General features: G+C 57.1%; 26 protein-coding genes. 9 read left to right on the forward strand and 17 right to left on the reverse strand.

All coding sequences use genetic code 11. The features are described from left to right. Positions 1-79: 79 nt before the first annotated feature. From rhaT to rhmD, 5 genes are all read right to left on the reverse strand, one after another. Positions 80-1,159 carry an L-rhamnose/proton symporter RhaT gene (gene rhaT / locus IE102_RS01010; protein ID WP_189484518.1) on the reverse strand — a complete coding sequence of 360 codons (1,080 nt, stop codon included), beginning with the start codon at positions 1,157-1,159 and terminating at the stop codon, positions 80-82. A gap of 72 nt (positions 1,160-1,231) precedes the next feature. After that, positions 1,232-2,137: an amidohydrolase family protein gene (locus tag IE102_RS01015; RefSeq protein ID WP_189484519.1), complete on the reverse strand. Its 906-nt coding sequence runs from the start codon at positions 2,135-2,137 to the stop codon at positions 1,232-1,234. Positions 2,138-2,325: 188 nt separating this feature from the next. Further along, entirely contained in the window at positions 2,326-3,072 is a 747-nt protein-coding gene (locus IE102_RS01020; RefSeq protein ID WP_189484520.1) for an SDR family NAD(P)-dependent oxidoreductase, read from the reverse strand. Next, positions 3,072-3,944, reverse strand: a complete 873-nt coding sequence (locus IE102_RS01025; protein ID WP_189484521.1) for a 2,4-didehydro-3-deoxy-L-rhamnonate hydrolase — start codon at positions 3,942-3,944, stop codon at positions 3,072-3,074. Before IE102_RS01025 ends, IE102_RS01020 begins: the two co-directional genes overlap by 1 nt. Positions 3,945-4,004: 60 nt before the next feature. After that, positions 4,005-5,201 (reverse strand): L-rhamnonate dehydratase, encoded by a 1,197-nt coding sequence (gene rhmD, locus IE102_RS01030; RefSeq protein ID WP_189484522.1) that lies wholly within the window; start codon positions 5,199-5,201, stop codon positions 4,005-4,007. A 149-nt stretch (positions 5,202-5,350) separates the two neighbouring features. On the opposite strand from rhmD, the gene IE102_RS01035 reads away from it, so the two are divergent. The 3 genes from IE102_RS01035 (at position 5,351) to IE102_RS01045 (ending at position 7,042) form a co-directional block, all read left to right on the forward strand. Further along, a complete protein-coding gene (locus IE102_RS01035) occupies positions 5,351-5,758 on the forward strand; it encodes a helix-turn-helix domain-containing protein (protein WP_189484523.1) in 408 nt (135 codons plus the stop codon). Positions 5,759-5,857: 99 nt separating this feature from the next. Then, a complete protein-coding gene (gene lra1, locus IE102_RS01040) occupies positions 5,858-6,619 on the forward strand; it encodes an L-rhamnose 1-dehydrogenase Lra1 (protein WP_189484524.1) in 762 nt (253 codons plus the stop codon). A 111-nt stretch (positions 6,620-6,730) separates the two neighbouring features. After that, positions 6,731-7,042 carry a hypothetical protein gene (locus tag IE102_RS01045; protein WP_189484525.1) on the forward strand — a complete coding sequence of 104 codons (312 nt, stop codon included), beginning with the start codon at positions 6,731-6,733 and terminating at the stop codon, positions 7,040-7,042. On the opposite strand, the gene IE102_RS01050 is transcribed toward IE102_RS01045, so the two are convergent. From IE102_RS01050 to IE102_RS01085, 8 genes are all read right to left on the reverse strand, one after another. After that, a complete protein-coding gene (locus IE102_RS01050) occupies positions 7,039-7,719 on the reverse strand; it encodes a MarR family winged helix-turn-helix transcriptional regulator (RefSeq protein WP_189484526.1) in 681 nt (226 codons plus the stop codon). The two genes, IE102_RS01045 and IE102_RS01050, sit on opposite strands and share 4 nt — an antisense overlap. Before the next feature lie 91 nt (positions 7,720-7,810). Continuing rightward, positions 7,811-8,530: an inner membrane-spanning protein YciB gene (locus tag IE102_RS01055; RefSeq protein ID WP_229807508.1), complete on the reverse strand. Its 720-nt coding sequence runs from the start codon at positions 8,528-8,530 to the stop codon at positions 7,811-7,813. A 4-nt stretch (positions 8,531-8,534) separates the two neighbouring features. Then, the gene (gene ftsY / locus IE102_RS01060; protein WP_189484528.1) at positions 8,535-9,479 is read right to left on the reverse strand and encodes a signal recognition particle-docking protein FtsY; all 945 of its coding nucleotides are present in this window, start codon (positions 9,477-9,479) and stop codon (positions 8,535-8,537) included. 12 nt (positions 9,480-9,491) lie between these two features. After that, on the reverse strand, positions 9,492-10,829 hold the full coding sequence (gene mtaB / locus IE102_RS01065) for a tRNA (N(6)-L-threonylcarbamoyladenosine(37)-C(2))-methylthiotransferase MtaB (RefSeq protein WP_189484529.1): 1,338 nt from the start codon (positions 10,827-10,829) through the stop codon (positions 9,492-9,494). Then, positions 10,822-11,664, reverse strand: coding sequence for a diaminopimelate epimerase (dapF, locus tag IE102_RS01070; protein WP_189484530.1), 843 nt, complete (start codon positions 11,662-11,664; stop codon positions 10,822-10,824). The genes mtaB and dapF overlap by 8 nt, the downstream gene beginning before the upstream one ends. Positions 11,665-11,717: 53 nt before the next feature. Then, positions 11,718-12,104, reverse strand: coding sequence for a type II toxin-antitoxin system death-on-curing family toxin (locus IE102_RS01075; protein ID WP_189484531.1), 387 nt, complete (start codon positions 12,102-12,104; stop codon positions 11,718-11,720). After that, positions 12,101-12,322, reverse strand: a complete 222-nt coding sequence (locus tag IE102_RS01080; RefSeq protein WP_189484532.1) for an AbrB/MazE/SpoVT family DNA-binding domain-containing protein — start codon at positions 12,320-12,322, stop codon at positions 12,101-12,103. The genes IE102_RS01075 and IE102_RS01080 overlap by 4 nt, the downstream gene beginning before the upstream one ends. Before the next feature lie 39 nt (positions 12,323-12,361). Next, positions 12,362-13,273 carry a hydrogen peroxide-inducible genes activator gene (locus tag IE102_RS01085; protein WP_189484533.1) on the reverse strand — a complete coding sequence of 304 codons (912 nt, stop codon included), beginning with the start codon at positions 13,271-13,273 and terminating at the stop codon, positions 12,362-12,364. A gap of 151 nt (positions 13,274-13,424) precedes the next feature. Between IE102_RS01085 and ahpD the strand changes: the two genes are divergently transcribed. From ahpD to ahpF, 3 genes are all read left to right on the forward strand, one after another. Further along, complete coding sequence (ahpD, locus tag IE102_RS01090) at positions 13,425-13,994, forward strand: alkylhydroperoxidase, AhpD family (RefSeq protein WP_189484534.1); 570 nt, start codon at positions 13,425-13,427, stop codon at positions 13,992-13,994. Positions 13,995-14,091: 97 nt separating this feature from the next. Then, entirely contained in the window at positions 14,092-14,655 is a 564-nt protein-coding gene (gene ahpC, locus IE102_RS01095) for an alkyl hydroperoxide reductase subunit C (RefSeq protein ID WP_189484535.1), read from the forward strand. A 164-nt stretch (positions 14,656-14,819) separates the two neighbouring features. Further along, a complete protein-coding gene (ahpF, locus tag IE102_RS01100; protein WP_189484536.1) occupies positions 14,820-16,412 on the forward strand; it encodes an alkyl hydroperoxide reductase subunit F in 1,593 nt (530 codons plus the stop codon). A 3-nt stretch (positions 16,413-16,415) separates the two neighbouring features. Here the strand turns inward: ahpF and IE102_RS01105 are convergent, their stop codons facing one another. Continuing rightward, positions 16,416-17,342 carry a TraB/GumN family protein gene (locus tag IE102_RS01105; protein WP_189484537.1) on the reverse strand — a complete coding sequence of 309 codons (927 nt, stop codon included), beginning with the start codon at positions 17,340-17,342 and terminating at the stop codon, positions 16,416-16,418. Between the two features lie 42 nt (positions 17,343-17,384). Next, positions 17,385-18,248 carry a glutamate racemase gene (locus tag IE102_RS01110; RefSeq protein ID WP_189484538.1) on the reverse strand — a complete coding sequence of 288 codons (864 nt, stop codon included), beginning with the start codon at positions 18,246-18,248 and terminating at the stop codon, positions 17,385-17,387. Positions 18,249-18,392: 144 nt separating this feature from the next. On the opposite strand from IE102_RS01110, the gene IE102_RS01115 reads away from it, so the two are divergent. The 3 genes from IE102_RS01115 to IE102_RS01125 all read left to right on the forward strand — a co-directional run bounded on the left by IE102_RS01115 (position 18,393) and on the right by IE102_RS01125 (position 22,915). Then, positions 18,393-20,510, forward strand: a complete 2,118-nt coding sequence (locus IE102_RS01115; protein WP_189484539.1) for a M3 family metallopeptidase — start codon at positions 18,393-18,395, stop codon at positions 20,508-20,510. A gap of 76 nt (positions 20,511-20,586) precedes the next feature. Next, complete coding sequence (locus tag IE102_RS01120; protein WP_189484540.1) at positions 20,587-20,712, forward strand: entericidin A/B family lipoprotein; 126 nt, start codon at positions 20,587-20,589, stop codon at positions 20,710-20,712. 37 nt (positions 20,713-20,749) lie between these two features. Beyond that, positions 20,750-22,915, forward strand: coding sequence for an FdhF/YdeP family oxidoreductase (locus IE102_RS01125; protein WP_189484541.1), 2,166 nt, complete (start codon positions 20,750-20,752; stop codon positions 22,913-22,915). Here the strand turns inward: IE102_RS01125 and bamJ are convergent, their stop codons facing one another. Both bamJ and IE102_RS01135 read right to left on the reverse strand, forming a co-directional pair. Further along, on the reverse strand, positions 22,916-23,413 hold the full coding sequence (gene bamJ / locus IE102_RS01130; RefSeq protein WP_189484542.1) for a BamJ family beta-barrel-assembly machinery protein: 498 nt from the start codon (positions 23,411-23,413) through the stop codon (positions 22,916-22,918). It lies immediately after the preceding gene. Then, positions 23,394-24,596, reverse strand: a complete 1,203-nt coding sequence (locus IE102_RS01135) for a threonine ammonia-lyase (protein WP_189484543.1) — start codon at positions 24,594-24,596, stop codon at positions 23,394-23,396. The genes bamJ and IE102_RS01135 overlap by 20 nt, the downstream gene beginning before the upstream one ends. Between the last annotated feature and the right edge of the window lie 137 nt (positions 24,597-24,733).

A 24,733-nucleotide genomic window follows, 5' to 3' on the forward strand; every position in this document is an offset into this window, starting at 1 on the left:
TCTATTCCAAACAGGTTTATGCCCCCGCCACATGGGCAGGGGCAAAGCTTAGTAGCACCAGCGCATAAACGCCGGTGAATTAGTGGCCGCCGCCCGCGCCGCCGATATAGTTGCCATAACCGATAACGACGGTCGAGGCGATCAGCAGCAGCAGACCGGCAAACACATAGGTCAGGGTCTTACGGCTTGAGCCCTTCCATTCCTTAAGGGCAAAACCCCACAGGCTGGAAAATATGATGATCGAGGCCATGTGCAGGGTCCAGCTTGAGAAGCCATACGACCCCATCTGGCTTTCGCCCATGGTGTAGAAAAAGAACTGGAAATACCAGGTCGTCCCCGCCAGCGCACACAGCAGATAGTTCACACCAATCTTGGGGCGCGTGCCGTCTTCGCGGGCATGGGTTTGGGTGACTTCACCGGCGGTCTTATTCTTGAGTATCAGATAGCCGCACCAGACGATATTGGTCAGCGCCCCGCCCAGCAGCACCATGCACAGCACCGGTAAGCCGACAAATAGCGGATCAGTACCCGCCGCTGCCGACAGCTTTTGCACCGGCGCTCCTGACGCCAAGCCATAGGCAAAACATGACGACATCAGGCCGCAAAAAACCGCCACCCAGATGCCTTTTTTCAGGTCAAATTCTTTGAGCACCTCACGGCGTTTCTCTTCGGTAAGGTCGTTGTTTTTGCTGGCCCCGCCCATGCCGATGACACAGATCCCTGCCAGACAGAGGAACAGGCCAAACAGCACGATCTGACCGTGGGTGGTCGGCAGAATTTCGGTAAAGAAGCTGCCATCAACAATCGGCGGCATCAGGGTGCCGAAAAACGCACATAACGACAGGGCGATGGCCGTGCCCAAACCCAAGCCCAGATAGCGCATGGTCAGGCCGTAGGTTAAGCCGCCCATGCCCCACAGCAGGCCAAACATTACGCACAGGCCCCAGACATCGGCCGGTGCCGCCGACAGCACGCCCAGCAGGTCTTTGGTTTGCAGCGACGCGAAAATCCACGGGGCAAATACCCAGCTAAACAGGCCGCCGATCAGCCAGTAGATTTCCCACGACCAGCCGCGCACGCGCCGGTACGGAACATAAAAACTGGCCGAGGCAAAGCCGCCGATCCAGTGAAACAGTACGCCTAAAATCGGATTTGGCACTTAAGTCTCCCTTGGGTTCATGTGCATTGTCTCCCGGTTATCATCCGGCCCTTAAGAGCTCTGGCTAATGGTTTAAAGATCAAGATTCAGGCGATAAGCGCGGTTGGCATTGCGGCCAAACATATCGCGGCGCTCATCGTCGGAAAAATCTGCGGTAATCTCATCAAAAGAATTGATGATGGTGGCATAGTCCGAAAACAACTTATCGGTCGGCACGTCGGAGGCGAACATGACGCGATCCGTGCCGAAAATCTCAATGACCTTAAGCACCAGCGGGCGGATCGAGGCGGTCGTCCAGGTACGCTCGACAAAGCCCATGCCGGAAATCTTAGCCCAGACATGGGGCTGTGCGGCTAGTAATTTCATGCCCGCTTCCCAGCGCACCAGGTGGTCGTCGCCATCCTTCACCGGCATACCGGCGTGGTTGAGCATAACCGGAATATCCGGGTGTTTGGCGGCAAGCTCTGCGGCCTGCGCCATCTGGTTGGCATAGATTTGCAGATCGAACGACAGATTATGTTTGGCCAGTTTGGCATAGCCCGCCTGCCACTGCGGATCATCCAGCAAATTGGCGGGTGTATAGCTGAAAAAACTATCCGGATGCCAGTTGAGGATATGACGGATGCCGCGCACGGATTTATGGTGACTGTGGGCCTCCAGCAAGGCCTCGACATTGGGATCATTCAGGCCCGCAAACGCAACAAGCGCGGTCGGTAAGGCTTCGGCATCGGACAAACCCTGCAACCACTGCGTCTCATTCAACGCCTGATCCGCACGCGCCCCGGCATCGACATGGACGGTGCCGCGTACATCAAAACCGGTGGCATCAGCAAGGTAATCAGAGGGCAAATAGGTCTTAGCGATCGCTTCGGTCGAGCCATTGACGCCGGTGTCGTCAAATGGCGCTGACAGCCAGTCATAGCGCAGCTTTTCCAGATCCCAGAGATGGATATGAGCATCAACAAAAGGCAGCTTCATGCGCGTTCCCCCATCAATATCTCCTCCCCTGTAGCCAAGCGTACGGGGGAGGTGGTGCGGGAGTCGCCAAAGGCGAAAACCGCGACGGAGGGGGCAAAGAAAGGAGGGGCTGCCCCCTCCGTCATCTCTGCGCCCTCACGGGCTTTAGATGCCACCTCCCCCGCTTGCGCAGGGGAGGAGGATTAACATTAGTAAGTGGTTCTACCACCCGACGTGTCAAACACCGACGCCGTGGTGAACGAACATTCTTCCGACGCCATGAACGTCACCATCGCGGCCGATTCATCGACAATGCCCAAACGGCCCATCGGGATTTTTGAGCGCATGTAATCGACCTGAGACTGCGGCAATTGCGCCAGGATCGGCGATTCAAACGTGGCCGGTGTCAGCGCATTCACGATCACGCCCTTGCCCGCTAATTCCTTGCCCAGCGACTTGGTGAAACCAATCACGCCGGCCTTGGACGCCGAATAGGCCGAGGCGTTTGGATTGCCTTCCTTGCCCGCAACCGAAGCCACATTGACGATCCGGCCATAGCCGTTTTGCAACATATACGGGATGATCTCACGGTTGCAGTAGAACAGGCCATTGAGGTTGATATCCATGACCTTGAGCCAGCTATCGACCGGAAATTCCCACACGGGCACGGTCGCGCCCGTAATGCCTGCCGAGGCGATCAGGATGTCGATCTTGCCCAAAACTTCCGCAGATGTTTTGGCCGCAGCGGACACGTCATCTAGCTTTGAGACATCCAGCGCCACAAAACCAGCCGCGCCGATTTCGGTTGCCGTAGCTTCCAGGACTTCGGCATTGAGATCCCACAGGACGACCTTGCCGCCCTCTGCAATAATGCGAATAGCAGCCGCCTTACCCAGACCACCTGCGCCGCCGGTGATGACCGCACAACGGCCTTCGTAACGATTAGCGTATGTCATTAACCGATGATCTCCTGATCTTCGAGTGAGAACGCCACCACCGTCTGGCGCTGCTCACCCAGTTTCGAGACACCGAGGTGCATATTATCGCCGACATTGAGATAGATCGGGTCAGGCTTCTTGCCTTCGCCTACGCCCGGAGGGGTGCCGGTGATGACCAGATCGCCCGGTTGCAGGGTGATGAAGCGCGAAATGTAGGCAATGGCTTCCGCGACCGGGAAGATCATGGTGCGGGTATTGCCGGTTTGCATGCGCACGCCATTGACGTCGAGGAACATATCCAGTTCCTGCGGGTTGCCAACTTCGTCAGCGGTCACCAGCCATGGGCCGGTCGGACAAAACGTGTCACAGCCCTTACCCTTGACCCACTGGGTGCCGCGCTCTTTCTGGAAGGCGCGCTCGGACACATCGTTGACCAGCACATAACCGGCGACGTGATTCAGGGCCTCAGACTCTTCGACATAGCGGCAGGTCTTACCGATGATGATGCCCAGTTCGACTTCCCAGTCCATTTTGGTCGCATCGCGCGGCTTCATGACATCGTCATTGGCACCGCAAAGCGAAGTGATCGCCTTGGTAAAGAAGATCGGCTCAGGCGGCACCGGCAGATTGGATTCGGCCGCATGGTCAGCATAGTTCAGACCCACGGCGATGATCTTGCCGATGTTCTTGACCGGCACGCCGTAACGGACATCGCCTTCTACCACCGGCAGGGCGGCGACATCAGCGGCCTTAAGGCCCGCCAGCTTTGACAGACGCACCTCTTCGGAGGTGATGTCGGCCACAACCGACGACAGATCGCGCAGTTTGCCTTCGGCATCAACAACACCGGGCTTTTCCTGGCCCTTGGGGCCAAAACGGACGAGTTTCATAGAGTTATCCTTAAAATAATAATCCACCCCAAAACGCTAAAGCATTTTGGGGTGAGGCAGTCAGTGCTCATAAGGGCGATAAAGCTTCACTTCGGGGTTCAGTTCAACCCCAAAGCCCGGCTTATCCAGCGCCGTAACTTTCAGGCGGCCGTTTTCCGGCACCGGCTCACCCAGCAATTGCGGATGGAACATCGGGGCGACATGATCGGCCTTGGGGGCCATCATCAGGAACTCGGCAAACGGCGAATTGTGACGGGTAATGACGAAGTGGTAGCTGTATACGGATGACCCATGCGGCACCACCAGAGTACCATTGGCATCGGCCAGCGCCGAAATCTTAAGCAGTTCGGTCACACCGCCGCACCAGCCGACATCTGGCTGAATGATATCGCAGCAGCCCATGTCCATCAGCATCTTAAAGCCCCAGCGGGTGCTTTCGTGCTCGCCGGTCGTCACCAGCATACCTTGCGGCACGTTTTTCTTGAGCTGGGCATAACCCCAGTAGTCGTCAGGATTGATAGCCTCTTCGATCCATTTCAGGCCATACTCATGGCACTTATGAGCCAGACGGGTCGCGTAGTTGACGTCAAGCGCCATCCAGCAGTCGTACATCAGCCAGAAATCTTCGCCAACTTTTGAGCGCATGTCCGCGACCAGTTCGACGTTTTTCTTAAGGCCTTCTTCGCCTTCGATCGGGCCGTGATAGAGTGGCATCTTACCGCCGATAAAGCCCATCTCCTTGGCCAGATCCGGGCGCGCGCCCGTGGCATAGAATTGCAGTTCATCACGCACCGCACCACCCAGCATGTGATAAACCGGCTCCTGACGCAGCTTGCCCATCAGGTCCCACAGGGCCAGATCGACGCCGGAAATAGCATTCACGACAAGGCCTTTACGGCCATAGTATTGCGAGCCGAAGTACATCTGGTCCCAGATGCGCTCATATTCAAACGGGTTGCGGCCTTCGAGGAAGCGCGCGAAGTGCTTTTCGACCATATAACAGGCGGGCTCACCGCCGGTCGTCACGGCAAAACCGATCGTGCCGTCATCGGCTTCGATTTCAACGACCAGCGTACCCAGAACGTTGATACCAAAGCTTTTGCGCGACTGGCGGTACTCAGGATAACGCCCCATCGACGTCGCAATATGATTGTCGATCCAGTGGCCTTCGCCCTGATCGTGATAATCCGCGCCCCCGCCGCCTTCGCCGCCCTTAATCACATAGGCGCGAACCTGCTTAATCTTCGGGAATGTCATGAGTGTCGTCCTTGGCCTGCTTTGGAATGATTGGAAATTCGTAAATTTGAGCAATTATGCTCATTTCCACGCTTGTCAATCTTTTAGTTCCAATATATGACTTGAATGACTATATTACAGAGCAAAAAACGTCAATCTCGAAAATGATAATGCGCAGTGAGGACAAGGGCGACGCAAAACCAATCACGGGCAGTCAGACTCTTATCCGGGGCCTGAACATTATCGAAGCCGTGAGCCGTGGGGCTTCGTCTCTTAATGCACTGTCAAATGATCTGGGGCTGACGCGCTCAACGACCTACCGGCTGGCCTCGGCCCTGGTGGAGCGCGACTATCTGGTGACCGTACCGCGCGGCGGTTATGCCCTTGGCCCGCGTCTGCAAGCTTTGCGGCCAGAGCCGGGCTTAAGTGCCGCCGTCATGTCGGGCGGGGCTCAGGTGGCGACACTTGAACTGTGCCGGTTCGCCCTGCCGGTCAATGCGGCGCGGATGGAGGTTTTGAGTGAGGCGATGCGTCTATGTGCAAAGACCATAGGTGATCGGCTAACTCAGGATGACTAAAGAGTGAGGGCTAAGGGACCAAAATCCCCGATGCCAATGAGACAGGGACAACAGGACATTTCAGAGCCTGGGACGGTTGAGACAACGAAGAGAGATAAAATGCTGCTTGAAAACAAAGTCATGCTGATCACCGGCGCCTCAAAAGGGATTGGACGCGGCATCGCCGTAGGTGCCGCAAAACATGGCGCCAAAATCGGTATCAACTATGCCGGTGACGATGCCGCAGCCGCAGCCACGGTCGCTGAGATCAAGGCCGCAGGCGGTGAGGCCTTTGCGCTTAAGGGCGATGTCTCTGACCCGCAGTCGGCCAAGGACTTCATTCAGGCTGGCGTTGACCATTTCGGCAAGATCGACAGCTTTGTATCGAACGCGGGCATCTGCCCGTTCCACGCCTTCCTCGACATGCCGCAGGAGGTGCTGGAGCGCACCCTGCGCGTCAATCTGCACGGCGCCTGGTATATGTCTCAGGCCGCCGCCAACCAGATGGTGAAACAAGGGCATGGAGGGACCTTGATCGCTGTATCCTCGATCTCCGCGCTTGTCGGCGGTGAGTTCCAGACTCATTACACCCCAACCAAGGCCGGTGTATTGTCGCTGATGCAATCGACTGCGATTGCGCTGGGTAAGCACGGCATCCGCTGCAACGCCCTGCTGCCGGGCACCATCCTGACCGACATAAATAAGGACGATCTGGCCGACGACGCCAAGCGTCAATATATGGAAAGCCGCACCTGCCTTGGCCGTCTGGGTCAACCCGAAGACATGGCGGGACCTGCGGTATTTCTGGCGTCCGATCTGGCCGGATATGTCACCGGCGCGTCGCTGCTGGTAGACGGCGGTTTATTCGTAAACCTGCAATAGCCCACAAACTCCGTACAAATCTTTTGCCACCCGAAGTCCTTTCGGGTGGCAAAGTTTTATGAGACAGTTTATTAACCATATAACCACTGATTTTCATGTAGGTTTGCGGTTATGGCCACCCCGATTCGTCCGTCTCTAGCCGATGCTTTGCGCGCCCGCCCCAATGCGAGCCCTACGCCAGCGACACCCGTGAATGCAGAGACCGCGCGCCTTGATGCTCAGCGGGCCTTTTTCCAGAAAGTTCTGGGCAATACCACCGCGCAACCAGCAGCCAACACGCCTGCTACAATAGCCCCGGCCCGTACGCAGGTTCAGCCCGCCATAACACCGGCAACATTCAAAGCCGCCGATATCGCCAGCAATGCGGGCGCTGAGAACCTGACACCTCTGCGCCCCGGTTCATTGCTGAATATTATCGTCTAAACTTCGGGCTCTTTAACGAGTTCCGGCGCTTCAGCCTGAGTCATATCCGCACCTCCGCTGAGCGGCGGAAACGGCAGTTTCTCATCGGCTTTTTTCGCCTTCTTGCCGTCTTTTTTGGGCTTCTTGTCTTTTTTAGGTTTGTCGGCCTTAGCCGCCTTTTTGGTGGCTTTCAGGGCCAGCTTTTCCTCATCGCTTAACGGCGCAGGGGCGCTCAGTTCCGTCTCACGCGCTGAGGTGATTTTGCGCAGCAATTTGACAAAACTATCGCGCTTGGGCGGGGCCAGCATCGAGAGGATTTTCTCATCGGCGGCCAGAACCTTGGGCGTCATGTCGGCCAGAGCCGCCACCCCGTCATCCGCCAGCCGCACCAGATTGGCACGGGCATCAAGGGCAGACTTTTCACGGGCCAGCAGACCCTTGGTGATCATGCGTGCGACCATATCCGCCAGCGTCGAGCGGTCAATGCCAGTGGCCCGCACCAGATCGGTCTGCGTCAACCCTTCTGAGCCGTCCAAAGCCTTTAGCAGAGCGTACTGACGCTGGGTCAGGGCACTGCCGCCGGTTTCCGAACCATAGATATCAAGGGCGATTTGCAAAACCCGGTGCAGCAAATGGGACGGTGAATCTTCGAGAACGCTTTTCGCGGACATAACGCGCTTAACCTTATGCTTTTTCATAGATTCCCACCTCGAAACTCATCGTAGCGGCATCTTCGCACCATTATATATCAGAATTACGACATTACCATCCGCACACGGACAACCATCGCTATTCCTTATCGGTGCCGATCATGTTTTTCATCAGAAACGGCACTAATGCGATAGTTAACAAAATAGGGCCGCCGATCAGCGACAACATTTTCCATCCTACCCAAACTGCATCAGATTGGGTTCGCCATATAATTTCATTAGTGACGGCCATAGCCAAGTAAAACAAGGCATAATAAATCGTCAGGCGCGGCCATGCCTCATCTTTTAGCGGTAGAGAACTGCCCATGAGGGACTTGAAAGGATTTTTGCCCATCCTAAGCGCTATCAGCAATCCCCCGCCAATTAACACGTTGACAATGGTCATCTTGATTTTAACGAAAATAGGATCTCTGAATACTACCGTTAGTACGGCAAATGGAATTCCAATAATCGCAACAATGAGGGGCACCCACGCAATACGTTTTTCTAACAGCAACCCGAGCAGAACCGCGATGAGAGAGGTAATAGCCAGAACCGCTGAGGCCCAGATCAGTGCCGTATTTTTATCTGAGCTCTCATTAATCAGAACGATGCCTTGCCCTGAAATAAACGCTGGAATTTTATTAGCCAGGCCTAAAATCGGGACAAGGAAGAAGGTTGCACCAAAGGCAATAATTGGCCCGTAATCGATCCCCATCTTGACCCAGTTGGTCGCCACAGGTGCCGGGGCATCCGCATCTATCGGCGTGATAACGGGTTCGATTTCCGTGGTTTCGTTATTCTTAGCAGGTTCCGACATAGGCTTATCCCAAGGGCTCAAGACCGACCATGGAACGGGCAAATTCCCGCGCCCTGAACGGCTGCAAATCATCAATATCTTCGCCCACACCAATCAGCTTGATAGGGGCATCGGACGCCTTGGCGATCGGCACCAGAATCCCGCCGCGCGCCGTGCCATCAAGCTTGGTCATGACCAAACCCGACACAAAGGCCTGCCGACCAAAAATCTGCTCCTGCGCCAGCGCATTACGGCCCACCGTCGCATCAAGCACCAGCAGGGTTTCATGCGGCGCGCCATCGATGACCTTCTTGATCACCCGCACGATTTTCAGCAGTTCATCCATAAGCTGCTGCTTGTTTTGCAGACGCCCCGCCGTGTCGATCAGGACGACATCATAGCCTTCTTCTTTCGCCCGCACGCAGGCGTCATAGGCCAGACCCGCCGCATCGGCACCTGTTTTGCGGCCCATGAAATCAGCCCCAGCCCGCTGAGCCCAGACCTTAAGCTGCTCAACCGCCGCCGCCCGGAAGGTATCCCCCGCCACGATCAGAACCCGCGCCCCTTTGGATGTCAGGTCAGCCGCGATTTTGCCGAGCGTGGTCGTCTTGCCCGAACCGTTCACGCCGACAAACAACACGATATAGGGCTTGGGGCCTGACAGGGCATCGAAAGTATCTTCGCGCCCTTTCAGTTCATCAGCAATAGCGTCGGCCAAAGCGGCCTTGATGGCGTTGGTGTCCTTGGGGTCGTTGAATTTTTGCTGCGACAGTTTTTGCGCAATATCAGCGGCAATCTGCGGGCCAAAATCGCTTTCGATCAGCAGATCTTCGAGGTCTTCGAGTGCCTTTTCATCCAGCGGCTTTTGCGTGAATACGGACGTGATTTGCTGGCTGATCTCAGTCGAAGTCTTGGTCAGCCCTTGCGTCAACCGCGACAGCCAGCCGCCTTTTTTCTTATCGTCGCTCATAAATATCCAGACTTAAATAAGCTCAGCGCCAATAAGCTTAGCATGGGCGCGTTTACCGTCATGGCCGGTTATGCGCAAGCGCGCAAGCCCGCCGACGGTCGCCTCACCCGTAAAGGTCACTTCGGTGAAATCAGGGGCGCGCGCAAAACCGGGTTTTTCGACCACCGCCATGACCTCACGGCCTGACTGACGATCCAGGTGACGGATCAGGGCTTGCGCCCCCTTAGCCCGCAATTGCTCGGCGCGGGCCTTGATCAGCGGGCGTGGATGTTGCGGCATTTTGGCCGCAGGCGTTTGCGGACGCGGACTGAACGGAAACACATGCAGGAAACTAAGGTCACAGGCGTCAACCAGCGACAGGGCACCCGCAAAATGCGCCTCGGTCTCAGTCGGGAAGCCCGCAATCATATCGGCCCCAAAGGCAATATCAGGCCGCACTGATCGGATTTTTTGCACCAAAGCAATGCTATCCGCGCGGCTATGACGGCGCTTCATGCGCTTGAGGATCATGTCGTCACCGTGCTGCAACGACAGATGCAGATAGGGCGCTAGACGTTCCTCTTCGGCAAAGGCCTTAAGAAGGGTATCATCAATTTCCGCCGCATCGATGGACGATAACCGAAGGCGTTTTAGATCCGGCACATGCTTTAATATACGCGCCACCAGATGCCCCAATTGCGGCGTTCCGGGCAGGTCCGCCCCCCATGAGGTCATGTCGACACCGGTGAGGACGACTTCATTATAGCCCTCGCCCACCAGACGTTGAATCTGCCCCACCACATCACCGGCAGCGGCCGAGCGCGAATTACCGCGGCCATAGGGGATAATGCAAAACGTGCAGCGGTGATCGCAGCCGTTTTGCACCTCGACATAGGCGCGGGCGCGATCTTTCAGACCGTCAATCAAATGCCCCGCCGTTTCCTTGACAGAGAAAATATCGTTGACCACGATGCGCGCACTGTCAGGTGTCAGCGCATAGGCGCCTGATTTGGCCTTATCGCCATTGCCGATCAGGTAATCGACTTCGGGCATGTTGGCGAACGTGTCCGGATCGGTCTGGGCCGCGCAGCCGGTGACAATCAGCTTGGCGTCAGGGTTTTCCTTACGTGCACGGCGGATGGCCTGACGCGCCTGACGGACCGCTTCGTTGGTGACCGCGCAGGTGTTGAAGATGATCGCGCCATCCAAACCGTCACTTGCAGCCGTTTTACGGATCACTTCCGATTCATAGGAATTAAGACGGCACCCAAAGGTCACGACTTCGACGCCGGTGGCGACATTCACCGGCACCTCTGGCGTCTCATTCAGCGCCTCGTGTTCATGGTGATGCGAGTGCAGGGTATCAGCCATCAAGCTGGCCCTCAAATTCAACTTCAACGGGGCCGGTCATGATGACATGGTCGTCCGCCGCGCGCCACAAAATATGCAGCGGCCCGCCGTCCATGATGACATTGCCGTGGCGTTCGGTCAGACCGCGCCGCGCCGCCGCCACCAGCGTGGCACAGGCCCCGGTGCCGCAGGCCTTGGTGATACCCGCCCCACGCTCCCACACCCGCATGCGGATAATGTTGCGATCAATCACCTGCGCAAATTCGACATTCACCCCTTCGGGGAACAGCGGGTGGTGTTCGATCAGGCTGCCCGACCGCTCAACATCGACGGCCATGACATCATCAACAAAAAACACCACATGCGGATTACCCATGCTGACCGCGACCGGCGTGTGATAAAGCGGCGCGTCGATCGGCCCGATTTGTAATTCTAACCTAAGCGTATCCATCTCTTCGCTCAAAGGGATTTGATCCCAGTTCAGCCGTGGCTTACCCATATCGACGCTGACCATGCCGGTGCGGGCATCCGCTTCCAGCACCTTGGCTGTCGTTAGTCCGCCCAGAGTATCGATGGTCAACTCATCGCTATCGGTCGCCTTATCCAGCACCCAGCCGACACACCGCAAAGCATTGCCGCAGGTCTCGACCGTGCCGCCATCTGAGTTCCATACCCGCATAAAGGCGTCGCCGGTCTCAGACCCTTCGATAGCGATCAACTGGTCAAAGCCAATGCCGGACGCACGGTCACCCCACGCGCGGATATCTTCCGTGCGCGGTGCAAAGCCAGCGTCGCGGGCATCGATGACAATGAAATCATTGCCGAGGCCATTCATCTTTAGAAACGGGCGCGTCATAGGCGGCTATATAGTCGCAAAATGTCCAAAATTGTAGGGGTTTGTTGAAAAAGCTAAGCTTGACTGAGATGCAGTCTGATCCAGTCTGCAAAATCCGTCTCGGTAATATCATCGCTGGCAACATTCAGCATAGTCAGCACACAGGCAGCATCATCCGCAGTCAACTCAAAGCCATTCAAAATCAGAAAGAGCTCAACCGCCACAAAAGCTGTGCGCTTATTACCATCCATGAACGGATGATTGCGCGATATGCCATAGCCATAGGCCGCTGCTAGTTCGGCAATATCCGGCTGCCCATAGTGCATGATCTGCTGCGGACGCGCCACCGCTGACTGCAAAAGCTTCAGATCACGAATCCCTGCCAGCCCGCCATGTTCGGCAAGTTGTTCGTCATGAATGGCTAAGAGCGTATCTTCCCTAAGCCAACGATATTCGCTCACTTGGCCAATTCCCGCAGCACATTACGGCGCTTTTTCATAATGGCGCGGGCCGCATCCATTTGGACGCTAAATTCGGGATCGTAAGGTGTCAAGGTATAGCCCGATGGTGACTCGTTCAGCCACAGGCTATCGCCCTTATCGACCTTGAGATGCCCAGCGACCTCTTTGGGTAGTATAACCCCCAGAGAGTTGCCGATTTTCGTTATTTTGAGTTCCATGACGCACCTCGTTATAACAAAAGTTATAACAAACTTTCATCACGCCTGCAAGGTCTTGGCCAGCAGCCGCGCCTCGGCGGCGCGTGAGGAACCGGCGCGCCAGATGACGACGATATCGCGGAACGCCTTATCGGATGACAAGGGCCGGATAGAGACTTCGCTGCCGCCGGCAAGGCCTGCCTCAACCGCCATAGCCGGCAGGAGCGACACCCCAAGGCCAGACCCAACCATCTGCACCAAAGTGTTGAGAGAGGTCGCGGCAAAACCCCCGGCCAGGGTCTGCGGCCCGGTCATATCGACATTGCTGCCGCCGTTCCACTGACAGGCACCCAAAGCATGGTCGCGCAGGCAGTGACCGTCCTCCAGCAGAATTAGCTCCTCACTTTTGAGGTCATCCGGCGAAATGCTGGTCCCACGCGCCAGCGGATGATCGCACGGTGTCGCCGCCAAAATAGCGTCCCTGCAAATAAACGCATGATCAAGCCCGCCCAGATCGTAGGGCAAGGCGATAATCGCCGCATCCAGCGAACCGCTTTTGAGGGCCGTGATCAGTCGCGCCGTCTGATCCTCGCGCAGGAACAGCTTCAACTGTGGAAACTCTTTGCGCAAAGACACCAGCGCCTTGGGCAACAAATACGGTGCCACCGTAGGTATTACCCCCAGACGGAACCGGCCCGACAGCGGATGATTGGCGGCTTGGGCTGCCTCGACCAGATCTTCGGCCCGGGCCAGAATATCCTCGGCGCGTTTAAGGGTCTCTTCGCCAACCTTGGTCAGAATGACCTTACCGCGCGCCCGGTCAACCAGCCGCGCCCCCAGAATTTTCTCTAATTCGGCAATGCCTGACGACAGGGCGGGTTGAGAAACATGGGCGGCTTCGGAAGCGGCCATGAAGCTTTGGTGATGGGCCAGAAGCTTGAGGTACTGAAGTTGTCTTAAGGTAGGTAACATAACTGTCTATATAAGGCCGATTTATCGCACATGCAAAATCAATCAATTAATTTTTACCACCCCAGTGTTTATGTTGCACAGTCAGACCCTGCACAAAGCGCACAAACAGGCCTATATTACCCGCAACAAAGACAGAAGAGGAAACAGGCTTATGTCCGTTCAGTCCCTAACTCACCTTATACCCGCCTATGCTCGCGATATTGCGGTGAACCTGACCAATCTGGCCGAAGAAACCCTGCTTACCGAACAGCAAAAGTGGGGCACCTTTCTGGCCTGCGCCCATGCGGTTGGGGTCGCCGAGGTCATTCAGCATATTGAGGCCATAAGCGCTGCCATCTTATCGGACGAAGCCGCCGATGCCGCCCGGTCAGCCGCGGCGATCATGGCGATGAACAATGTCTATTACCGGTCCCTGCACCTGATGCACAATCAGGAATACGCATCCCTGCGCGCCAGTTTGCGGATGAACGTGCTGGCTAATCCGGGCGTGCCTAAACTTGATTACGAACTGTGGTCGCTGGCGGTATCGGCCATCAATGGCTGCGGGCTATGTCTGGATTCCCACGAAAAAGTCCTGCGTGGCCACGGCATGAGCAATGTGCAGGTTCAGGCGGCCTTGAAAATCGCGGCTGTGGTCAATGCGATCTCATCGGTCATCCGCGCCGAAAGTGCGCGCCAAGGCCCACTGTCTCTCACTAATATTCCGCACGCGGCTCAATAAGAAAAATCTATTCTAATTTAAAATAAAATAGATTTGATTTTTGCGGCCCGATTGGGAATAACCGTGGCTCTGCACTGCACAACCACGAGGAAGACCAATGGCCCTTATCAACACCCCCATCAAGCCGTTCAAAGCCACCGCCTACAAAGAAGGCAAGTTCGTCGACATTTCCGACGCCGACACCAAAGGCAAGTGGTCGATCTTCTTCTTCTATCCGGCTGACTTTACCTTTGTTTGCCCGACTGAACTCGAAGATCTGGCCGGCATCTACCCGACCCTGAAAGACATCAATGTCGAAGTCTATTCGGTCTCGACCGACACGCACTTCAGCCATAAGGCCTGGCACGACACCTCGCCTGCCATCGGCAAGATCAACTATTTCATGGTCGGTGACCAATCCGGCACCATCACCAACAATTTTGACGTGATGCGTCCGGGTGTTGGTCTGGCTGACCGCGCCACCTTCCTGGTCGATCCGGAAGGCATCATCCAGTTCATGGAAATCACGTCCGAAGGCGTTGGCCGTAACGCCTCCGAACTGCTGCGTAAGGTTAAGGCCGCGCAATACGTCGCGTCTCACCCCGGCGAAGTGTGCCCGGCCAAGTGGGAAGAAGGCGAAAAGACTCTCGCTCCGTCTTTCGACCTTGTTGGCAAAATATAAAAATCATGGGGGAAACAATCTTTCCCCCATGTGCCCCCTTTGACGTTGAGAAAAGCGCCCCTTGGGGCGGCCCTGCGGGCGCTTTTCACATTCTCCTTATCCGGGCTTTGCGGAGCCCGAATATGGACAATGATTTCCCCTGAATTTTAAACTGGAGCCGTGCCATGCTTGATGACGCAGCGAAAACGCAACTGAAAACCTATCTGGTAAATCTGCGCACGCCGATCGAACTGGTAGCGCATGTTGATGATCAGCCAAAATCGCGCGAACTGGTTGACCTGCTCGAAGATATCGTTGCCGCCTCGGATAAGGTGACGCTTAAGGTATCGACAGGCGGAGAGCGCGTCCCGTCCTTTGATATCGTGCGCGCTGACAACCCCGAAGTGGCCACAACCTTTGCGGGCCTGCCGATGGGCCATGAGTTCACCTCGCTGGTGCTGGCCCTGCTATGGGTCGGCGGCCACCCGCCCAAGGTCGAGGCTGAGACCCTCGAAGCCGTCAAGGCGCTTGATATCGACGGTGAACTGCGCTTTGAAACCTACTTCTCCCTGTCGTGCCAGAACTGCCCCGACGTAGTGCAGGCGCTCAGCCTGATGAGCGTCTTAAACCCCAAGATCAAGCACGTCGCCATTGACGGTGCGTTATTTCAAGCCGAAGTCGAGGCCCGTCAGGTCATGGCCGTGCCCAGCATCTATCTCAACGGCGAAGTCTTTGGTCAGGGCCGCATGGGCCTGGAAGAAATCCTGGCCAAGATCGACACCGGTGCCCACGCTAGAGAAGCCGAAAAGATCAACGCCAAGTCGGAATTTGACGTGCTGATCGTGGGCGGCGGCCCGGCCGGTGCGGCCTCGGCCATCTATGCGGCCCGCAAAGGCATCCGCACCGGTGTGGTTGCGGAACGCTTCGGCGGTCAGGTGCTCGATACCATGGCGATCGAAAACTTCATCTCGGTCTCCCACACCGAAGGCCCGAAACTGGCCAGCGCGTTGGAGCAGCACGTTAAGGACTATGATGTTGATATCATGAACCTGCAACGGGCCGTCGAACTGATCCCGGCAAAGCAACATGGCGGTCTGATTGAGGTGAAACTGCAAAACGGCGCCTCGGTCAAATCACGCACGGTCATCATTTCCACCGGCGCCCGCTGGCGTCAGATGGGTGTGCCCGGCGAAGACCAGTACCGCAACAAGGGCGTGGCCTATTGCCCGCACTGCGATGGCCCGCTGTTCAAGGGTAAGCGCACGGCGGTTATCGGTGGCGGCAATTCCGGCGTCGAAGCGGCGATTGATCTGGCCGGTATCGTCGCCCACGTCACGCTTTTGGAGTTCGCGCCTGAACTGCGGGCAGACGCGGTGCTGCAACGCAAGCTCTATAGCCTGCCGAACGTGACCGTGATCACCAACGCCCAGACGACCGAGGTTCATGGCGATGGCTCAAAGGTCAGTGCTTTGTCCTACAAAGACCGCATCCATGACACGGCTCACACGATTGAGCTTGAGGGCATATTCGTCCAGATCGGCCTGCTGCCCAACACCGAATGGCTGAAAGGCACCGTCGCCTTGTCACCGCGTGGTGAAATCGAGATCAATGATCGCGCGGAAACGTCTGTGTCAGGTGTGTTTGCAGCGGGCGATGCCACGACCGTGCCCTATAAGCAGATTATCATCGCGATGGGCGAAGGCTCCAAGGCCGGACTGTCGGCCTTTGATCACCTGATCCGCACCTCGGCTCCGGCCGATACTTTGGCGGCGCAATAGTCTCTATTCCGGTGCGCTGATCTTCAGGCCTCTTGCCTGCAATTGATCCAGCGCACCGCCCTGCCTCAACAGCGGCGACAGCGGCACGATTACTACTGTCTTACCCGGCGTTTGCAGACCGCTGTTGATCGCGCCCACTATGTCATCGACGCTGCGCTCCAGCATGGCCGTCCCAACATCTGAGCCTTCCAGACAGGCGGCCATCGCCCCGCCCTGATAGTTGGCCCGCACGGTACGGATATCACCGACCGCCCAAGCGGCCGCGGCCTTAGGCGCACGGTCCATATTAAAATCAATATCGCCCAGCGTATAGCGCAGGCAATCCTGACTATCCTGATCGCTCAGGCGGTTCAGGTCTTTCAGCACCGGCCCGGTTTTATATTTGCCCGCAGGTCTGACCGGCACGCCCTGTTTACGGGCGATGCGTACAATCGTATCGGTCGGTTCATCAGCTCTCAGGCGGCGCTTTTCCAGCACTTCACGCCGCAGTCGCGCCCCCGCCCAGACCGGCTTATCGCGTGCAAAGGATTTGGCCGATACCCCGGCCCGTTTGGCCGTCGCTTCAAAACGGGCATTTAGGTCAGGCGGCAGCACGTCTTTCAGGGTCTGTTTGCCGGGCAACCCTTTGGTGCGCAAAACCCGCACCGCATCGCCCGCACTGGTCTTGGCATCGGGCGGGGTAATCAGAACTTTCGCACCATGCAAAGCATTTTCGAGGCGTTTCTGATTCCAACCTTGCGATTTCGGAAAGACCGGCAGGATGCCGACGATCACCACCTCGGACTCACCGGATTTGACGCGCCATAGGGCCGGGCCGGGCGGACGCTTGGCCGCGACCACCACTTCGGTATGGTTCCAGTCTTCCGCCCCTGCCTGAACGGGTAGCGGTGCCAATATAAGCATCAAGAAAACGAGCACGATACGGATCATGAGGGTGTCATACACTCACTTTATGACCGTTTTTTTGCACACTCAGGCTACCACTTGCGCCGCCGAAAAGGTGAGCGGTGCGCCCCAAAAGGTTTCAATCAGGGCCGACTGGGTTTTTGGCTCACCCGTCGTCAGGAACACCCGCTTGCCCGATGATCCGACATCGTACTCGGTGTGACGCTCAACATAGCGGCCCATCGCCGCCGCCACCGACGATGGCTGATGGATCAGGGGCGTTCCGGCGGGCAGGGCCGCTTTGAACAGGTCAGCCACAATCTCATAGTGGGTGCAGCCCAAAATTGCCCGATCCGGGAACCGTCCGATCCGGGCCTTGAGGGCGGCCACATGGCCGTCGATCTTCGCCTTAAGCGCGTCACGATCCGCCCCCTGCTCGATCATGTCGGCAAGGCCGGGGCAAGCTTCCGCAAACACCGCCAGATCCTGACGGCGCTTATCGATTTCGATCTCATAGACGCGCGAATTGGCCGTCGCACGGGTGCAAAACAGGCCGAGTATATCCAGGTTTTCGATCTTCGGCCCGCGCCGTTCGGCTTCATGCTCCCACGGCAGTCCGGTCGCGGCCTCAATGGTCGGGACGATGATCCCCAGCACATTCACGGGCCGTCCGGCGGTTTTGCGATAGTCGGAAAGCCAGGTCGATTGCAGCCGCCGCAGCGCCACAGCGGACGCCGTATTGCACGCCAGTATAACCAGAGACGCCCCCTGATCAAACAGGGTCTCGCAGCCTTGGCGCGTCAGATTGACGATATCTTCGCCCGTCCGTTCACCGTATGGGGCGTGTTTCTGATCGGCCAGATAGACAAAATCGGCCTGCGGCAACCGCTCAACCAAGGCCCGATGGATGGTAAGCCCCCCGACACCGGAATCAAAAACGCCAATCGCCATAATCTGAACTATCCGTAATTCGCCAAACCCGTCCCGCCATGCTTAAGCTAAGCCTCTGGCGTCGTCTATACATCTTGTGTGTTGCCACACCGGCATCCATATGATTTCTATTGTGACGATTATGTGAACTTTCGAGGATTATTCATGACCATCGACCGCCGCACGACTTTGGGCCTCATGGCCGCTGCTGCCGCCGCACCTGCTGTTGGCTTTGCGCAAGGTGCTACCGCTAATCCGCTGACGGCAGTATGGACCGGCCCCTATGGCGGCGTCCCGGCATTCGATAAGGTCAAGGTCTCGGATTTCGAGCCGGCCTTTGACGATGCCATGAACATGCACCGCAAGGAAATTGACGCCATCACCCGCGTCAAATCCATGCCGACGTTTGAAAACACCATCGTTGCGCTTGAAAAATCCGGTCAGGCGGTTGAGCGCGTCTATACCTATTACGGCATCTGGAGCGGCAATCTGTCGTCCCCCGACGTTCAGGCGGCGTCCAAGGTCCTCAGCCCGAAATTGGCGGCATTTAGCGACGAGATCAGCCAGAACGAAGCCCTGTTTCAGCGGGTCGAGAGCGTCTACCAAAATCAGGATAAAATGAACCTGACGCCGGAGCAAAAGCGCCTGTTGTGGGTGACTTATATCGGCTTTGTGCGCTCAGGGGCCAAGCTGTCAGCGGCGTCAAAAACCCGTATCGCTGCGATTAATAAAGAACTGGCCGGACTGTTTACCCAGTTCAGCGACAACCTGCTGCACGATGAAGAACAAGTCACCTACCTGACCAAGGCGCAACTGAACGGTATGCCTCAGGCATATATCGACAGCGCTGCCGCCACCGCCAAGAAAAACGGCAAGGACGGCCAGTATGGCATCGTCAATACCCGCTCCGCCGCCGATCCGTTCCTGACCTTCGCCACCGATCGTGGTGCGCGCGAAGTCATCTGGAAGGCCTTCGTCAATCGTGGCGATAATGGCGGCGCGCACGATAACAATGCCCTGATTTCCAAGATCCTGAAGCTGCGTTTTGAGCGCGCGCAATTGCTGGGCTATGCCACTCACGCCCACTGGCGACTGGAAAACGCCATGGCCAAGACCCCCGACAATGCCACCAAGCTGATGGAAGCCGTCTGGCCCGCCGCCGTCGCCCGCGTCAAGGAAGAAGTGGCCGATATGCAAAAGATCGCTGATTCCGAAGGCGCCAAAATCAAGATCGCGCCATGGGATTACCGCTTCTATGCCGAAAAAGTGCGCAAGGCCCGCTACGACCTCGATGAAAACGCCATCAAGCCCTATATGCAGCTTGATAAGCTGGTCGAGGGCATGTTCTGGGCGTCGGGTCAGATTTACGGCTTCAGTTTTGAGCCGGTGACCGATGTGCCGGTCTATCACGAAGATGTCCGCGTCTGGAAAGTCAATAAAGCCGGTAAGATGATCGGCCTGTTCTACTTTGATCCCTACGCCCGTCAGGGTAAGCGTTCCGGCGCGTGGATGAACGCCTACCGTTCGCAGTCGCGCATGGACGGCAAGGACATCCTGACCATCGTGTCCAACAACTCCAACTTCATCAAAACCGCCGATGGCTCGCCGGTGCTGATTTCCTGGGACGATGCCTCGACCCTGTTCCACGAATTTGGCCACGCCATCCACGGCCTGTTGTCCAACGTCACCTATCCGTCGCTGGCCGGCACGTCGGTGGCGCGCGACTATGTCGAGTTCCCGTCGCAGCTTAATGAGGACTGGCTGGGGACGCCGGAAGTGCTCAACAAATTCGCTCTGCACTATGAAACCGGAAAGCCTATCCCGGCGGATCTGGTCGCCAAGATCGAAAAGGCCGACACCTTTAATCAGGGTTTCGGGACGGTCGAATATCTGGCCTCGGCCCTGATCGACATGAAGTTGCATCTGGCCGGGGGGGCTGATATCGACGCCGATGCGTTTGAACGCGAAGAACTGACCAAGCTTGGCATGCCGTCCGAAATCGTCATGCGTCACCGCACACCACAGTTTGCGCACGTCTTCTCATCGGATGGCTATTCGGCGGGGTACTACTCCTACCTGTGGTCGGATACCCTGACCGCCGACTGCGCCGAAGCCTTTACCGAGGCGGGCGGCTTCTACGACAAGACCGTGGCCAATAAGCTGGTCAAGGAGGTCTTGAGCCGCGGCAATACGGTCGATCCGGCCGAAGCCTATCGCAACTTCCGGGGTCGTGATGCCGGCATTGCACCCCTGATGCGCAAACGCGGCTTCCCGGTCGCGTAAGCTACCAAAATATATTGCTAATTCAGGGGCTCCGTCTTACCAATGGAGCCTCTTTTTTTATTCAGAGGTTGACCCCATGAAACGTCTCCTGATCATCGCCCTGATCGCTACCCTGCCGGTTCTATCGGCCTGCAACACCGTCAAAGGCGTTGGCCGCGACATCGAATCTGTCGGTGACGCCATGGACAGGGCCACCAAGTAACCTTGCGTACACCATCCGTTGCGCGACGGAGGATAAGATGAACAAACCCATCGTCGGCGGCGGCCCCAAAAAAGTGCTCTATGCGCTGAAAACCGCCCGCCGTATCGGCTTGGAAAATACCGCCAAGGCCCTGACCGCCCATAATACCTGCAAGGCCTGCGGGCTGGGCATGGGCGGCCAGCGCGGCGGCATGACCAATGAACTGGATGAGTTCCCCTCCGTCTGCAACAAATCGATTCAGGCCCAGTCGACTGACATTCAACCGGGTATTCCGGTTGAGGTCTTAACCCATGCCCTGGCCGATCTGCGCGAACTGGACGGTCATGAGCTTGAGCATCTGGGGCGGCTATCTACGCCCATTTACAAATCCCGTTATGCTGACCGTTTCGAGCCGATATCGTGGGATGACGCCCTTGATCTCGCGGCACGCCGGTTTTTAGCCACCACGCCGGAGCGGACGTTTTTCTATTCGTCAGGCCGCTCGTCTAATGAGGCCGGGTTTGTGCTGCAACTGCTGGCGCGGGCGTACGGCACCAACAATGTCAACAACTGCTCATATTATTGCCATCAGGCGACCGGCGTGGGACTTGGCACCACCATCGGCACCGGCACGTCGACGGTTGAACTGGAAGACTTAAGCCTGTGCGATTTCATTCTGGTGATCGGTGCCAATCCGTCATCGAACCATCCGCGCTTTATCCATCAACTTAAAAAATGCCGGGAACGCGGCGGCGAAGTGGTCATCATCAACCCTGCCAAAGAAGCGGGCCTCGTCAAATTCGCCATTCCCAAGAGCCCGAAGTCCATGCTCAAGGGCGGGGATTTTATTGCCTCGGATTACCTGCAACCGCGCATTGGCTCGGACATGGCCGTGCTCAAAGGGCTGGCCAAGGCGGTGCTTGAAATGGGTGCCGAAGACGCGGGCTTTATTACGCAGCATAGTCATGATTTCGCAGCCTTTCGCGCCGACATAGAGGCGACCGATTGGGCCGATATCGAGACCGCGACGGGGTTATCGCGCGCCGATATCGAGCGGGTCGCCGCCCTTTACTCAAAAGCCAAATCCGCCGTGTTCGCCTGGGGCATGGGCATTACTCATCACCTGAACGGTGTCGATAATGTCGAATATATCGCCAACCTCGCCCTGCTGCGCGGCCAGATCGGGCGTGTGGGCGCGGGTCTTTTGCCTCTGCGCGGTCACTCAAACGTACAGGGTATAGGCACGATCGGCGTTAAGCCGGTGCTGGCCAAAGAGGTCATGGCGAAGATGGAAGCGGCCTTTGGCCTCACCCTGCCGCTTGATCCCGGCCTTGACACCATGGCCTGCATGAAGGCGGCGGCAGACGGCAAGATGGATGCGGCGCTTCTTATGGGCGGCAACCTTTATGAAGCCAACCCCGATAGTACCTGGGCCGCGAAAGCGCTCAGTCAGATCGGGTTTAAAATGTACCTTACCACCACGCTCAATAAGGGCCATATCCACGGCATCGACAATTCCGAAGCCCTGATCCTGCCGGTCACGGCCCGCGACGAAGAATGGCAACCGACCACGCAGGAATCCATGTTCAACTATGTGCGCCTGTCCGATGGCGGCATTACGCGTCTGAAAACCGTGCGGCCGGAAAGCGATATTTTGTGCGATCTGGCCACGCGCCTGATGCCGGACTCGCCCGTCGATTTTCAGGCGTTCAAGGCCCACAAAACCATTCGCGAAGCCATTGCGGGGATCGTGCCCGGCCTTGAGGGTCTGGCCGATATCGATGTGGCCAAACGTGAATTCCATGTGCGTGGCCGGCTGATGCACACACCGGAATTTCATACACCCGACGGTAAGGCCCGCTTTATAACCCGGCCTCTGCCGCCGGTGCGGGGGGACACTTTGCTGCTGACCACCGTACGTTCAGAAGGCCAGTTCAACACCATCGTCTATGAGTACAAAGACAGCTACCGCGGTATGGACGACCGCTGGAGCGTTATGCTGAACGCCGACGACCTCAAGGCTCACGGCCTGAAAGATGGCGACAAAGCCACGCTGCTGTCTGATCATGGGATGATGGCAGACGTTACCGTGAGGGCGTTTGATATAGCGCGCGGGTCGGTCATGGCCTATTACCCCGAAGCCAATATCCTGACCGGCACCGCCGTCGATCCGCGCAGCAAAACACCGGCGTTTAAATCCACGCCGGTGCGTATTATGGCCTAATTACTTAGGCTGAATATCAATCAGTTCGATCTTGAAGACCAGCACGCTGCCCGCCGGAATGGGGCCCATCGCCTGATCGCCGTAGCCCATTTCGGCCGGGACATAGAGCATCCAGGTATCGCCCTTGTGCATCTTTGGGATAGCAATCTGCCAGGCCTTGACCAGCCCTTTTAGAGGAAACGCTGCGGGTACGCCACGGTCATAGGACGAATCGAACGTGGTGCCGTCGATCAGCTTACCTTCATAATGAACCTTAACTGTGTCAGTCACGGCAGGCTGGGGAGCCGTTGGTGTCGGAGACGACACGACCTTATAGTACATCCCACCCTCTAACGGCAGGACGCCCTCTTCCTTGGCGGTTTTTTCAAGGAAGACCTTGCCCGCCTCGGCATTAGCCGCGACCGCGACCGGATCAGGGCCTTTGTTGCAGGCTGCCACAGCCATGACCGTCACGGCCGTAAGCGCTGCTAACGCGCGTTTAATCCATTCTGAGCGCATAGCCCGTTCTCCGCAAAGCTTCTTCAATTTCATAGGCATGGCGGGCGTCCTGGGTCTCGACCATGATGTCGAACTCAGCGCCCTTAGCCGGGACATCGAGCACCAGACGATTGTGCGCCACATCGACGATGTTGCCGCCCTTATCAGATATCACATCAGCCATGCGCGACAACATACCCGGACGGTCATCGCCCAGAATCCGATAGGTCACGAGGCGCTTTTCACGCACCAGCTCACGCTGAAGCACGCTGGCCAACAGACGCAGATCGATATTACCACCGCACAGAACCAGACCAACCTTCTGGCCTGCAAACCGTTCGGCATGGCGCAGAACCGCCGCGAGGCCCGTAGCCCCCGCGCCTTCGGAGACGGTCTTCTCGACATTGACGAACATGGCGATGCCGCGTTCGATATCGGATTCGTCGATTACGATTACATCGTCTACCAAGGGATTGGCGACCGCAAAGGTCAGTTCGCCCACTTCCTTGACCGCAATACCCTCAGCAATAGTCGCCCCACCGGACACGACATTCTGACGGTTGCGCTTGGCCGCAAAGGACGGATACATGGCCGCCTCGACACCGATGACCTTGATCTTAGGATTGATCGCCTTGGCCGCGACCGCCATGCCCGCGATCAGGCCACCACCCCCGACCGGCACCAGCAGTACATCAAGATCCGGCACGGTCTCAAGCATCTCAATCGCCAAGGTGCCCTGCCCCGCCATTACGTCATAGTCATCAAACGGATGGACATAAACCGCCCCGGCTTCGCGGCACAGATCCTGCGCGTGGGCGGATGATTCGTCGTAGCTGGCACCCGCGATTACCACCTTGGCGCCAAAGCTCTGGGTCTTTTGAATTTTCACGAACGGCGTGCCCTGCGGCATGACGATGGTCGCCGGAATGCCTAAGCGCGTGGCATGATAGGCTAACCCTTGCGCGTGATTGCCGGCCGAGGCCGCATAGACGCCGCGCGCGCGTTCCTCTTCGGTCAACTGCGCCAGTTTATTGAGCGCGCCGCGCTCCTTAAAGGCCGAAGTCATCTGCTGGTTTTCGTACTTGACCCACAGGCTGACCTTGGTGACCGCACTCAGGCGCTGGGAATAGGCGAACGGCGTCTTTAGCACGTGGCCCTCGATGCGCTGGGCGGCGGCCTTTACATCGTCAAACGTCAAACTCATGGGTATTCCGATTACGGTTAGGCAAATGAGGCCCTCCCTTAGCACCGGACTTTACGCGGCATCTACAAAAAAGGCGGCATCGGTAGTTTATGGCGGCAGTTTTATAGAGTGTGTACAGGGAATGATATTATTTCAAT

It is taken from the genome of Asticcacaulis endophyticus, assembly GCF_014652575.1.
GTDB classification, from domain to species: domain Bacteria; phylum Pseudomonadota; class Alphaproteobacteria; order Caulobacterales; family Caulobacteraceae; genus Asticcacaulis; species Asticcacaulis endophyticus.